At 42.9% G+C, this 12,518-nt stretch carries 10 protein-coding genes, 1 other RNA gene and 2 pseudogenes; 7 read left to right on the top strand and 6 right to left on the bottom strand.

The genetic code is table 11. The features are described 5' to 3' along the window. Nucleotides 1-1,197, top strand: coding sequence for a hypothetical protein (locus tag ACQY3F_RS19305; protein ID WP_428356666.1), 1,197 nt, complete (start codon nt 1-3; stop codon nt 1,195-1,197). 18 nt (nt 1,198-1,215) lie between these two features. Here ACQY3F_RS19305 and ACQY3F_RS19300 read toward each other — a convergent pair whose 3' ends face one another. Next, nucleotides 1,216-2,412: an ISAzo13 family transposase gene (locus ACQY3F_RS19300; protein ID WP_428352931.1), complete on the bottom strand. Its 1,197-nt coding sequence runs from the start codon at nt 2,410-2,412 to the stop codon at nt 1,216-1,218. Between the two features lie 79 nt (nt 2,413-2,491). Between ACQY3F_RS19300 and ACQY3F_RS19295 the strand changes: the two genes are divergently transcribed. Continuing rightward, a complete protein-coding gene (locus ACQY3F_RS19295) occupies nt 2,492-3,760 on the top strand; it encodes a PEP/pyruvate-binding domain-containing protein (protein WP_428356664.1) in 1,269 nt (422 codons plus the stop codon). A 64-nt stretch (nt 3,761-3,824) separates the two neighbouring features. On the opposite strand, the gene ACQY3F_RS19290 is transcribed toward ACQY3F_RS19295, so the two are convergent. Continuing rightward, on the bottom strand, nt 3,825-4,526 hold the full coding sequence (locus tag ACQY3F_RS19290) for a hypothetical protein (RefSeq protein ID WP_428356663.1): 702 nt from the start codon (nt 4,524-4,526) through the stop codon (nt 3,825-3,827). A gap of 380 nt (nt 4,527-4,906) precedes the next feature. On the opposite strand from ACQY3F_RS19290, the gene ACQY3F_RS19285 reads away from it, so the two are divergent. From ACQY3F_RS19285 to lipA, 3 genes are all read left to right on the top strand, one after another. Continuing rightward, on the top strand, nt 4,907-5,029 hold the full coding sequence (locus tag ACQY3F_RS19285; RefSeq protein WP_428356662.1) for a hypothetical protein: 123 nt from the start codon (nt 4,907-4,909) through the stop codon (nt 5,027-5,029). A gap of 233 nt (nt 5,030-5,262) precedes the next feature. Next, nucleotides 5,263-5,649, top strand: coding sequence for an STAS/SEC14 domain-containing protein (locus tag ACQY3F_RS19280; RefSeq protein ID WP_428356660.1), 387 nt, complete (start codon nt 5,263-5,265; stop codon nt 5,647-5,649). A 447-nt stretch (nt 5,650-6,096) separates the two neighbouring features. Further along, nucleotides 6,097-7,062 (top strand): lipoyl synthase, encoded by a 966-nt coding sequence (lipA, locus tag ACQY3F_RS19275; RefSeq protein ID WP_428356659.1) that lies wholly within the window; start codon nt 6,097-6,099, stop codon nt 7,060-7,062. 193 nt (nt 7,063-7,255) lie between these two features. On the opposite strand, the gene crp is transcribed toward lipA, so the two are convergent. Both crp and rnpB read right to left on the bottom strand, forming a co-directional pair. After that, nucleotides 7,256-7,912 (bottom strand): cAMP-activated global transcriptional regulator CRP, encoded by a 657-nt coding sequence (gene crp / locus ACQY3F_RS19270; protein ID WP_428356657.1) that lies wholly within the window; start codon nt 7,910-7,912, stop codon nt 7,256-7,258. 145 nt (nt 7,913-8,057) lie between these two features. After that, nucleotides 8,058-8,428, bottom strand: an RNA gene (gene rnpB / locus ACQY3F_RS19265) — RNase P RNA component class A. Between the two features lie 166 nt (nt 8,429-8,594). Here rnpB and ACQY3F_RS19260 point away from each other — a divergent pair. After that, nucleotides 8,595-9,284 carry a transposase gene (locus ACQY3F_RS19260; RefSeq protein ID WP_428353770.1) on the top strand — a complete coding sequence of 230 codons (690 nt, stop codon included), beginning with the start codon at nt 8,595-8,597 and terminating at the stop codon, nt 9,282-9,284. 210 nt (nt 9,285-9,494) lie between these two features. Here the strand turns inward: ACQY3F_RS19260 and ACQY3F_RS19255 are convergent, their stop codons facing one another. Next, nucleotides 9,495-10,571: an IS91 family transposase gene (locus ACQY3F_RS19255; RefSeq protein ID WP_428352924.1), complete on the bottom strand. Its 1,077-nt coding sequence runs from the start codon at nt 10,569-10,571 to the stop codon at nt 9,495-9,497. After that, nucleotides 10,568-11,475 (bottom strand): annotated as a pseudogene (locus ACQY3F_RS19250) (tyrosine-type recombinase/integrase). The gene ACQY3F_RS19255 and the pseudogene ACQY3F_RS19250 overlap by 4 nt, the downstream one beginning before the upstream one ends. Before the next feature lie 127 nt (nt 11,476-11,602). Here ACQY3F_RS19250 and ACQY3F_RS19245 point away from each other — a divergent pair. After that, nucleotides 11,603-12,394 (top strand): annotated as a pseudogene (locus tag ACQY3F_RS19245) (IS1380 family transposase); the annotation flags it as partial. Nucleotides 12,395-12,518: the final 124 nt, after the last annotated feature.

The following is a 12,518-nucleotide window of genomic DNA, read 5'->3' as shown; positions in this document are numbered from 1 at the left end:
ATGAAGTACCCAATATTACTACTGGCAAGTGCCGGTCTATTTTTTGCCGCTTCATTACAGGCTGGGAATTGTCCAGAAGGTGGGGCGAGTTATGATATTCAGCAAGGCAGCTTAGTGGTTCCGGCGGTTACTGTAGAGAAGCAGGGTGGCATATTTGCAGTACAGCTCGATCTGCTGGATAGCAAGAACCCGTTTCAGTTTCAGTTGAGTCAGTTAGATTCTCTTGCTGAAACGATAGAGCAGAGATTAGGCATCTTTCAGTCAGACAAGCAAATATTAAAAATTCCATCTTTATGTGTGCTTGCGGATAATTCAGAGCTATTAGTGACGCAAGTAGAAATGCAGCTTATTCCCAATTCCAGTCCTTTGCAATTTTTGCTAAAAAGTGCCAGCGATTCTACAGATAGCGTTATTTTTAACTGGGCGATTGGGCAAAATAAAGGCGCTGTCTTTTTAAACAATCGCCAGGAATTTGAAGAACTAGCGGCCAAAAATAACCTGCCCGGTGTGACCGGTGTACGTGAATTGAAATTTGTAATAACTGACCTGGATAGTCTTCACCCGGTTTTATATTTTATGAACTCTGATGCGACGCCTTTGCATTATGATTTTACTAGAGGCGTCTTAAAACGTTACCAGAACATATCGTATGATCAAGGGTCGACCCAGTTTATTGCTGAAACATATTTTAGAGAAGAACGGCGATATCTGGCAGGTTCTGTCGTTGCCTACGATGAATATCGAAATGCTGATAATGGACAGGAGAAGGGCTTGTACGCCTTGGAATTCTGGCCTACCGATCCGGTGCCTGAGAAGCTGATTGAACATGCTTATCGTAGTCTTACTGCGGCCATGCCTTTTTTGCCCAATGCCTTGGCTTACCATCCTGTCGGTAATACGCATGAACTAGAATTTGCAGGCTTCGCTGAGCAATTTGCGGCTAAGAATATACTCAGTATTGATACCGATAGCTTGTTTGCGCAACTTGAGTCAGCTATTTTAAATCAAGGTGAGGCATACGGTCGTCTGAAGGTGATTAGTCCAGGCGATCCCAATCCCGGCGAAGATACCATAGCAATCTATACCTACATCCCCAATACTCTAGGTCATGTTGGAGGGATTATTACCGAACAACCGCAAACACCCTTATCGCATATTAATTTAAAGGCACGGCAGAATGATACGCCTAATGCTTAGGGAGATGGAAAGAAATAATCATCCAGAACAACCAGGAGAAATGGTCAAAAACCATTTCTCCAACGATGGCATTCGGTCAACAAACTGATAATACGTCTTCATTGCTTTTTTACCTACCTTTACTCCTGTTTCATATATTTTTTCTGTTAATTTAACAATAGGTGCTTTGCCATTGTAGGTCATACTTTTGGCAAATTTTAAAGTTGTTTCAACTGTATCCATTATGTCGCCACTAATATGATTTTCATAGGCTCCCCATACTCGTTCAATTGGGTTATATTTACTATGATAAGGAGGGTAGTAGGCCAGTTTTATCTTTATGTTGCTTTTTTCAGCAAACTCCACAAGCCTTTTTATAAACTGAGTTCTGGAGCTACTGTTCTCCATACCATTGTCAGCGTTAATTGTCAGAATATCTACTCCATATTTTTCTTGAATTTCTGGCCAAATTTCTTCCAATCGGTCAACGATGAAATCACTGCTGGCATAGCCTGCTGTAAAGAAAAGGAAAAAATCATCATGTTCAGGCAGATAAAAACCAAAAGGAGTTAACTTTTCCTTAACATCTAAATCATGATCCTCTGCTTTTGTTAAAACCCGATTTCGTCCTCCCCGTGAAAAATTTCCTATATTCATTCTTGCTTTGGCATCAATTGATATACGAATCTCTTTTGGGTTGATATCTGCCATTCCATTGACTGAATGAACTTGTTCAAAAATTGCATCCGTTTCCTTGATTTTCTTATGAGGCTTTGTTTTTTGTACCTTTTTTGGATGGTAACTCAGGTCATTTAATTTTGTATTGATAGTTTTTGAGCAAGGTAATGTTTTTTCATCGTAATAATCAATCTCCAGTAAACGTTTTCTAACTTCTTTAGCCGTTAGCCGGGTATATAATCGACAGGAATTAAAAGAGGGATCCGTTTGACACTCCGGTTCAGCAATTTTTTTTATGTCATCAAGTAGATGAGGAAAATGCTCTTCACTTTTATTACGCCCTCTCGCTGAAAAATTATCTTCTATGGGCTGAGTTTCAAGTTCATATTGTCCTTTTCGGATAGTGCCTCTATTCCATCCTAGTTTTTCTTCAGCAATACTTGCACCACCTGAGCCTAGTAGCTCCACCGTTTCAGCCATGAATATACGACGTACCGAGCCTTTTAAACGATGGGCTGTATTTATAATCCAACCTATAATGCTATCTGTTAATATCAACAAGCTTATCTGCCTAGTGTGAGAATAAATTCAGAATTCATTATTATAAATTATTGAGACACAAGCTTACTTCGTTTGGATGATTATTTCTTTCCATCTCCCTTATATGAAAAATGTGCAGGCTATTCCAGAGGTTGCTGCTTTGATTGATCAGTGGGTGCATTATGTTGTCAATGAGAATGGCGTGCATATTGAGCCTGCTACTGAGGAGGAAGCTCTCAAGTGGTTGGTAGACAAGATTCCAGCAGAAGCGACTATACCCGAAAGTGATTTGAGTTTTACTACGCCGATACCTTTAACGACTGTAAAACATGAGGATTGGATTAGAGTAGGCGTGAAAGCCGCTAATGTTGCTGAACTAGGTAAAATTCTAGCTGATGGTATTGCGCCCAGGGGCTATGCTTTGCCGTTTGCAATGTACGATGCTTTTATGCGTAGCTCGCGTTGTGTCGGTGATATGCAGGTGTTGTGCAACGATAGTGATAGTGTGTCATTCTATGATTATGTGGAGCAGCTGTTAGGCAGTGCTGAATTTAACGCTAGTTTAGCTGTGCGTGAACAAAAGCTAGTAGAGTTGCGTGAGATGATTGAAAGTGCTGACGTTGTGCAATCTCTGGTCGATGAGATTGAAGCCGTACGACTATTCTGGGAACCTGCAGGTGAGCCGTTTAGCCAAAAACTTCGCGTTCGCTCCAGTACCAATAATGAAGATCTGCAAGGATTTAATGGCGCGGGTTTATACAGCTCTTTTACGCATAAACCCAAGGAAGGCAAGTTAATCAATAGTATTAAACAAGTCTGGGGAAGTTTATGGACCTTGCGTGCGTTTGAAGAGCGTAGACTGCATCGTATTGATCATCTTAAAACCTATATGGGCGTGTTAATACATCCCAACTATGGTGATGAGCAGGTGAATGGAGTCGCCATTAGCAAAAATATTTATAATCCGGGCTGGGAAGGTTTTTATGTGAATGCGCAATATGGTGAATTATCCATTACCAATCCTGAGCCCATAGAAACAGCGAGTGGATTAATAAACCCGATACCGGATGAATTCCTTATTACGCGTTTAGCGGCGTCTGTTAGTGGCTTTGCCTGGGAGACACAATTTATCAGGCACTCGAATATCGAAGAGGTTTATGATGCGCCGGTGACGACAGAGAATGTATTGACGCAAAGCGAGATAGATCAGTTAAGAGAAAATTTACAGATTATCCATGCGCATTTCAAAAAACTGTATCAAGGCGCTGATGATTTTGCTATGGATATAGAGTTTAAAATCACTGAAACGGATGATGGTAGCCGTGGTAACTTGGCGATAAAGCAAGCCCGACCCTGGGTTGATTAATACGCATCAAATAAGCATATTTTAGACTGCCAGCCAGTTGTTATGGCTGGCAGTCTACGCTAAATCAGACAGCTGAATCACCTCCTGATGGAGGCTGCTTTTTGTTGGTTCTGGACATATAGAACATCACGCCAAAGATGAGAACAACGATAATAAACGGAATCAGGATTTTGTTCGGTATTGGGCTTTCTGCTTGCTCTAAACCTACGGAAAAAGGCAGGTGGGAATCTATTGTTTCGCCTTGGTTTAGTACGGTGACGTGTAGCAGGTAATCACCCTTGCCGTATTTTCTAAAATCAACTTTAGCATCAACAGTACCTTTTGTGATCTGTTCGGGGTTATGATAATAAACCCGGCTACCTTCTGGTTCTTTAGTGACCTCAAACTCAACGGTGGTATGGCGCAGTTTTTTGCCTTCATAATCTATCACCAAATCTGTTAAACCGACGTCCGGAATAATATGACAGTAGCTTTTTCCGCCTGACAAAGCGGGGGTGTATGCGGAAAAATGTATCACCTCTGTGCCTACCGATATTCGACAGGTATCAACTTCGCCCTTTGCGCCTCTATGGGCATTTGCTGTGAGTGGTAATATTAGCGTTAGGCACAAAATAGAGAGTAAAGCCCCTGATTTGTGCCTGATCAAACTGAACAGAGCAGACAAAGGACTAAAGCTATTTTTGTGCCTGTTTAGCGTATTGTATTGTTTGGTTGGCAGATGAGTCGCATTATTATATTGCTGAGAATCTATAGAAGTTGTTTTCATGTCATACCCTCTTAAAATACAGGCAACAGTATTCTAATAATTAGAACTCTGTTGCGAGTAATGAAAATTGAACCGCAATTCAATTTAAGTTAAGGCTGGGTAGCTTTGTTACTTACAGGGTTTAATGCCTGTGTTGCCCCCCCAGCTCTCTTTATATGCCGAAGCTATTGATTTATAAACCTGAACCATTGCCAGGTTCAGGTGATCATAGGTTACAAGTCAATCATCAGTCAAATACTTAAGAAATTTTATCCCTTTGAGTGATTACATATGCTACTATGCTGAAGGCTTAAATAAGGTGTCGAAGAGCGCCGTTTGTAGCTCCTGAACTATAGCGTAATGCTATTTAAATAAAATAATAAGCTTCACGAGGACTGGACATGACAGAATTAATTTATACACTTACAACGCTTTATGCCCTCTATGTTATAGATCAAGTCGTTGGAGACAAGTTAGTCTTATTTTTTGCCATGACTGCATTTGTTATTGGTGTAGTGCATTAGGCAACTCGCAATAAATAACCCACCCACCTTGCTGGTCTTTTTGTCCGTCTTCTGCGTTGTAGAAATAGTTACGTAGCCAGCTATGCGCCTATTTCTACCCCCCGTATCAAGTACGGGGCAGGCATTGAAGACAAACAAAAATCCTACGCAATATGGGTGGGTTATTTATTGCGCGCTACCTTAGAAGTAGCGGCTTTTCCCGCTATTTATAGTGTACAAAAGAGGAAAGTAATATGAGTGTTGCAAGACATGGGTTGTCCATTGGTATAGAAAGAGTGGGTGATGAATTTTTCTTGACTTTAAAAGCCATTGGCAAGCTCAGTCACGAAGATTATTTAAAAATTACCCCGATGATTGACTCGGCCCTGGAAGGGGTTAAAGACCCGCAGATAAAAGCCTTTATAGACGGGTCTGAATTGGAAGGCTGGGAGCTAAGAGCTGCGTGGGATGATTTTAAACTGGGCTTGAAGCACGGCAATGAATTTAGCAAAATAGCAATCTTCGGTAATAAAAAATGGCAGGAATACACTGCTAAAATTGGCACGTGGTTTATTTCAGGCGAAGTTAAATATTTTGAGGATTCAGACCAGGCGCTGGCCTGGTTACAGGAATTAGCGTAGATATCGATTTTTTGAATTGCTTTTTCGTTCGATTGGCGAAACTATACTTCGCGCGGGTACGGGTGCGGTTGTATAGTGAGCTGATTTTTGTGGATAACAAGGCGCTGAAACTGGCGCATAGCTAGCTAAATAACGGTTTCAGCAATGTAGCTATCGGCAAAACTCAGCCGCTAGAAATCCGCAGTCGTGAACGCGCGAAGTATATTATAATAGTGTGCTGTTATACAAATCTGGGTTAGCCAGTGTGTATTTTTTGTTCGGTTATACTTCGCGCGGTGACGGTTGCGGGTTTTATAGAAAGTTTATTTTGGTCGAGAGCAAGGTGCTGAAACAGACGCATAGCAAACTACGCCCCTGTTTCAGCAACGCAGCTATCGATAAAAATCGGCCGCTAGAAAACCGTGTCCGTGCGCAGTAAAATCCTTTTTGTTTTTCAATTCACTCTTTATGTCTTCAATTCAAGCACCCTCACGCACAACCCCTGGTACGCATCAGCGTAATGCAGAAAAGTTATCCAGAATACCGATAAAAGTGGTCCCCAAGGATACTGTGTTGCGTAAGCCTGACTGGATCCGGATTAAACTAACCGGAAATGAAGATGTGGTGCGTATCAAAAAAACCTTACGTGAAAATAATTTGCATAGTGTTTGTGAGGAAGCAGCTTGCCCTAATTTAAATGAGTGCTTTAGTCTGGGTACGGCTACCTTTATGATTATGGGTGACCTATGTACCCGGCGCTGCCCTTTTTGTGATGTCGCGCATGGAAAACCGGAGCCTTTAGATGTAAATGAGCCTATTAATCTTGCTAGTACGATTAAACAATTAGCGCTTAAGTATGTGGTGATAACTTCGGTAGATCGCGATGATTTGAGAGATGGCGGGGCAGGACATTTTTCTGCCTGTATCAAAGCAATCCGTGAGCAGTCTCCGGCAACTAAAATAGAAGTTCTAGTACCAGATTTTAGAGGGCGTTTAGAGCGTGCATTAGATATTTTACAGAGTAACCCTGTCGATATATTTAATCATAATCTTGAAACAATTCCGCGCTTGTATAAGCAGGCTCGGCCAGGAGCGAATTATCAACACTCTCTGGATTTATTGCAAGCACACTATGAAGTATTGCCGGAAATACCCACGAAATCCGGCTTGATGTTAGGTATAGGCGAGACTCAGGAAGAAGTGTTAGCAGTGATGCGTGATCTAAGAGAGCACCATTGTTCGATTTTAACTCTGGGGCAGTATTTGCAGCCAAGTACTGAGCATTTAGCTGTGCAGCGCTATGTAACACCTGATGAGTTTGATGAATATGCTGTGTTAGCAAAACAAATGGGTTTTAAGCAGGTTGCTAGCGGGCCGATGGTGCGCTCGTCTTATCATGCGGATGAGCAGGCGCGTGAGTTACTAGCTAGGTAAGGCGCCTGGAAACACACATCATCCAACTTTGCTGGTCTTTTTGTCCGTCATTAGTGCTGTAGCAATAGTTGCGTAGCCAGCTATGTGCCTATTGCTACAGCACTAATGACAAACAAAAATCCTGCCCAATATTGGACGCTTATTTATTTCCAGGAGCCTAATGTTACTGAGAACGCTGTTTGCTGATGAGGTATTATCGAGTGCCAAAGACTACAATTGTTTTACCATGGGCAGAGACTAATTGCTTGTCTTCCATTTCTTTTAAAATACGTCCGACCATTTCTCTTGAGCAGCCTACAATGCGACTAATTTCCTGGCGCGTAGTATGTAACTGCATGCCGTTAGGGTGAGTGATGGCATCAGGTTCTTTGGTCAAATCCAGTAAAGCACGAGCGACACGACCTTCAACATCCATAAATGCCAGGTCGCAATATTTTCTGCTGGTTGTCAATAGACGGCAAGCGAGTTGTTCACCAAATAAAGTAAGTAAGCAAACTGCCTGACTGGCAAGTTCTTTGTGCATCGCTTGGTGTAGGCGGGCGTAGCTGATTTCTGCGAGCTTGCAGGCTACGCGTGTTTTTACGGTAACTTTTCGATCTCCGGGTGGCTTAAACACCCCGATTTCACCAATAAAATCATTTTTATTTAAATAGGCCAGAATAAGTTCGTGTCCATTATCATCTTCAGCGCAAACGCTAGCGGAGCCTTCAACGATATAATGTAAGGTATCACCTTTATCACCGGGACGAATAATGGTGGTCTTCGCTGGGTAGCTATGTACGTGGCATAGCGTCAGTAGTTCGCTAATGGCAGCGGTTTGTTCAGTACTAATTAATTCATTGTTAATCATAAATAAATATACCTGTTTTCATGCCTTGAAATAGAACTTCCTGTGAGCTTTAGTGTACTAAGTTTTTACTCCAAAAGAGTGTTGAAATAGCAACGAAATTAATACCTGTTCCTGAGAATGGTTTGTCATCAGCTAATTAAATAAAAGGCAGAGTTGGTCGATAAGCCGGGTTTTGTCTAGGACAGTCATTCATCTAGGCCGTAAGTCACCTTATGGCTCAAGCGATCTACCCAGGAGCCGCGCGGGCCGCGCGTCTGCTCCTCTATTTGATCTTGCTCCAGGTAGGGTTTACCATGCCGCTCCTGTTGCCAGTCACGCGGTGCGCTCTTACCGCACCATTTCACCCTTACCCCTCACCTACAATCTATGATTCTAGGTGAGGGGCGGTTTATTTTCTGCTGCACTTTCCGTAGGCTTACGCCTCCCAGAAGTTATCTGGTACCTCGCCCTGTGGAGCCCGGACTTTCCTCTGTATTACTTGCGTACAGGTAATAAAGCGACTGTCTGACCAACTCTGCTCAGTATTATCCTAGAAAAATCAGTTGAGCGCGAATTTATAGTGCAAGATATGGAATTAATGTAACACCTAAATCCTGCAAGCATTATACATAATAATCCACAAAACTCCTTATTAAACAATGATATAATATCATTTTCCTGATTTCACTATCTCATTGTTTTAATGAAGCCCTCTAAAGTATCAAAATCCTCATCTCACGTAAGAAACCGTACCCGAACGGTAAAAATGACATCTACAGCACATGGATTGACAAGCCAGGCGGGACTGATTCCCGTCGTGAAATATTTAGACAGGATAGGTTTTGAAAAAACCGTAAAACAAAGCGTTCCACATCGGCGGGGTGAAAATGCAGACCATCACTTATCTGATGTGGTTCTATTGACGTTGGTTGGCATGATGGGGGGAGCAACATCAATGGCAAAGGTGACGACCGTATGGGCAGATAGCGTACTGCGCAAAGTAGCTGGCTGGATAAAGATTCCTGTTGAAACCACAATTTTACGGATCTTTAAAGAAGTAAGTGATAGGCAGATAAGCCAGTTTGAAACGCTCACGCATACTTTGCGTGGTCAACACTGGCGGCGATTGCTTCGTTCCGGAAAATCGAAAACTGGCATACAATCCGTCCAGTGGGTCGATGTCGATTCAACTGTGGACACCGTTTGTGGTCGACAAGAAGGAAGTGCCAAAGGCTTCAACCCCAAAAAGAAAGGTGCCCGTTCATACCATCCACAACGAATAAGGTTAGATTGTGATCGCGAAGCGAGCCACAATCTGAACCGTTTGTTGGACAAGCCCGGCACGATAGTAGGAATTCATTTAATGCGCTCTATGAAAATAGCTTTTTGTTGATCAGCCCGACTGATGAATCGAACCTCTGTTTTTACCTGTTTAACTGAACTTTGAGCGTTGTCCATTGCAGTCAACTCTCAAAGTCCAAGTATCGGAGCAAAATTCTGCCTTAATCTCCGATTTTAGCCCAAGCAACTCCCTCAGCATTTAATCCGCTGATAGCCTGGGTCGAAGTGTTTAAATTTACATAAGCGCTAGTGATTCCAATTGTTAAGTTGGCAAAGGCTGAAACATTATTTCCACCCTGGGTATTTGCCGACGCCCAACAACCATCGCCCCGCCACAACATTTGCAACTGAATGCCGGCCGTACTTTGAGTGCACGCAATATCTTCGTCGGGTCAAACTTTAGCAGGGAGTGAATCAACTTAATAACACCCTTGCTATTCGGATGTAAAAAGCCATAATTGCGCGCACGACGAAAGCCTTTAGGCAAAACATGTTGCAGCACCAGCCACAGAAATTTAGCCCCCGATACCGTTTTGGTTTGATAGCGTTTGGTTTTGCTGTCTTGATAACGGTAGGTTACTTTGCCATTTTGGCAGGATAAGATATCCTGTTCACGAATCACACCACGATACAGGTATCGACCCAGATATATCAATGCTTTATCGCCTGCACCGACAAACTTACAATCGACCACCCATTTTTCCGGAATAGCTGTGGGAAATGGCAACTTTTCTTCGTTCATACGCGCTAGCATCTTTGCACGAAATACTTTTGCTAGTGCTTTATGATGAAACAGGTATTTGCCTTCCTTAGTGCGCCAGAGCTTCTTGATTTTATCCACGATTGCCGCAGGCATAATGACATGAATATGCGGATGATAATTTAATTCGCGTGAGTGTGTATGTAAGACAGCAATCGCCCCGGCATCGCCTTGCAACTGCTTATCATTTTTACTAAAACTCTGTAAAGTCGCCCAGGCACAGTCAAACATCATACTGTAAAGTAACCGCGGATGCTGCCTGGCTAACGACCTTAACTGCGCAGGTAAGGTAAAGGTATTCATAAAATAATCAGCAGGGACTTGTTTTTGTACCTGTCGTTCAATCCATTGTTGACTCTCATGATGTTGACAATGCGGGCAGTTACGCTGGCCACAGGAATGAGGCACAAAGGTTTGATAGTCACAGTCTGCACAGTTAACCTGCATCACAGGACTCAGCTGTGTCCGACAGCTCTTCATGGCATGTAATGCACTGATCTGATTGGAGCGTAAACGAGATTGATACTCGCTTAAAAAGTCAGACTGAAATTGATCAATCACTGCAGCTAGGGTTATCATGAAATCTGCCCCCAGTGAATAGAAAAGTCATTGACTAACTGATTAATGTGCAGCTCTGCATTCTCATCGGTAATATCGGTCAAATGCGTATAGCGAGCCGTGGTTACTAAACTGGTATGGCCCAGAATCTTCTGCAACTCAACTAAATCAACCCCGGCTTCTAACAGGTGAGTGGCGTAACTGTGGCGCAGCGAGTGGCAGGAAATCTTTTTTTTAGTCCCATTTCTTGCGTCACAAGACGGATTGTCTTCTGGATGCCACCGCGATCAAGGGGGGATTCAGCAAGATGTGCACCTTTTAGACCCCGGGCACGGTTGGGAAATACCAGCACTGGATTTTTATGCACAGCCCAAAACTTACGCAACACCTTCAAGGTATTCACAGGCAAAGGCACAAGCCGATCCTTATTGCCTTTGGCATTGCGAATATGTACCCGCATGCGTGTCGCATCAATATCACCTACTTTCAGGCTTAAGCCCTCGCCCAAACGTAAACCTAGACTGTAAATCGTAAAATAAAAAACTCGATAGCTTAGATTACGGGTCGACATAAACAGTTGTTGTGCTTCAACCACAGTGACAATATCGGGTATACGCGTACATCGTGGTGGTTTAATCATTAGCACATCAACCCACGGCTTTTGTAGCACATGTGTATAGAAAAACTTGAGACCATAGAGATCTAGTTTCACGGCACTCCAGGAAAGGCGGCTTAAAAGAGCATGAAAATAATCCACCAGTTGATCTTGCGTTAAGTTATCCAGATGCCCCTGAAAGTGTTCCCCGATACGGCGAATAGCGCGTGAATAAGCGTCAATGGTTTTGGGTTGCAGTCCCTTAAGCTTTAAATGCTTACAGTGCTGGATATAATAATGGTTGAATTTAAGCTCTATCGATGGTGTCATAACAGTGTAACCTCATTATTGTTAGTTGGATGAGCTTACAAGTTACCTGTTATGCATATAACAGGCAATGAGGTTACACTTTAAATTTAAGGGATGCGCTGTTTTTCTCCGCGATAGCGGCTTCGTCCAACTCGCTTTTCTAGCGGAAACAAAAGAAATTTTACAAGCCTGGTTCCGGACAGGCAATGCCTTTACAAGCAATGGTGTTGTAGAATTTACCAAACAGTTACTTGCACACTTGCCCAATCGGATGCGCATTATTTTTCGCGGTGACAGTGGTTATTTTGTCGGTGATTTGCTTGAATTTCTCGATACCAGAGGGCATGGGTATCTAATAAAGGTTAAACTTAAGAATTTGAACGCATTGCTGGCCAAACAGGCCTGGACAGCCATACAAGGCCGACCCGGTTGGGAGCAGAGCGAGTTTCAATATCGTTGTGGTGGCTGGTCTCGCTCTCGTCAGTTTGTCGCGGTCAGGATAAAGCAACCTAAACAAGTGACAGGACCTCAGTCCGAGCTTTGGGATACGGCAGAATATGACTATTTTTGTTATGTAACAACTGAACCTCTATCGCCTTGGCAAACACATAAGAAGTATGGTGAACGAGCGACGTGCGAAACATGGATTGAAGAAGCAAAATCACAAATGGGTTTAGGTAAAATCAGAACGAATCAATTTCTGGCTAATGCCGCATTATTTCATTGCGCCGTTCTTGCCTACAATACCGTGCGCTGGATGGCTCAATTGAGTGGCAACAAAACGTTGTGCCAATGGGAGCCGGATACACTTCGTACTTATCTGATTCGGGTGGCTGGAAAATTACTCACAGGCAATAATCAGCTGAGAGTCAGAACACCTGCAGATCCGCTCTATCCACAGGAATGGGATGATTGGGTTAAGGTGGGGTTACTCGCTTAACATTAACCGAAGTTAAGTCACTTTGATTAAAAGGTCATGGCACGTTGGCAGGGTGTTTATTGCCTTGGGCTCGGGGGATATCCATACGATACAAAAAATTTCCTCTATTTATGATTTAAATCTG

Source organism: Methyloprofundus sp. (genome assembly GCF_965251085.1).
GTDB lineage: Bacteria > Pseudomonadota > Gammaproteobacteria > Methylococcales > Methylomonadaceae > Methyloprofundus.
This window is presented reverse-complemented; position numbering and strand designations above follow the sequence as displayed.

Excerpts from the sequence above, each read along its gene's own strand:
- ACQY3F_RS19305 (WP_428356666.1), top strand. The coding sequence starts at position 1 with ATGAAGTACCCAATATTACTACTGGCAAGTGCCGGTCTATTTTTTGCC.
- ACQY3F_RS19295 (WP_428356664.1), top strand. The coding sequence starts at position 2,492 with ATGATTATTTCTTTCCATCTCCCTTATATGAAAAATGTGCAGGCTATT.
- ACQY3F_RS19290 (WP_428356663.1), bottom strand. The coding sequence starts at position 4,526 with ATGAAAACAACTTCTATAGATTCTCAGCAATATAATAATGCGACTCAT.
- ACQY3F_RS19285 (WP_428356662.1), top strand. The coding sequence starts at position 4,907 with ATGACAGAATTAATTTATACACTTACAACGCTTTATGCCCTCTATGTT.
- ACQY3F_RS19280 (WP_428356660.1), top strand. The coding sequence starts at position 5,263 with ATGAGTGTTGCAAGACATGGGTTGTCCATTGGTATAGAAAGAGTGGGT.
- lipA (WP_428356659.1), top strand. The coding sequence starts at position 6,097 with ATGTCTTCAATTCAAGCACCCTCACGCACAACCCCTGGTACGCATCAG.
- crp (WP_428356657.1), bottom strand. The coding sequence starts at position 7,912 with ATGATTAACAATGAATTAATTAGTACTGAACAAACCGCTGCCATTAGC.
- ACQY3F_RS19260 (WP_428353770.1), top strand. The coding sequence starts at position 8,595 with ATGAAGCCCTCTAAAGTATCAAAATCCTCATCTCACGTAAGAAACCGT.
- ACQY3F_RS19255 (WP_428352924.1), bottom strand. The coding sequence starts at position 10,571 with ATGATAACCCTAGCTGCAGTGATTGATCAATTTCAGTCTGACTTTTTA.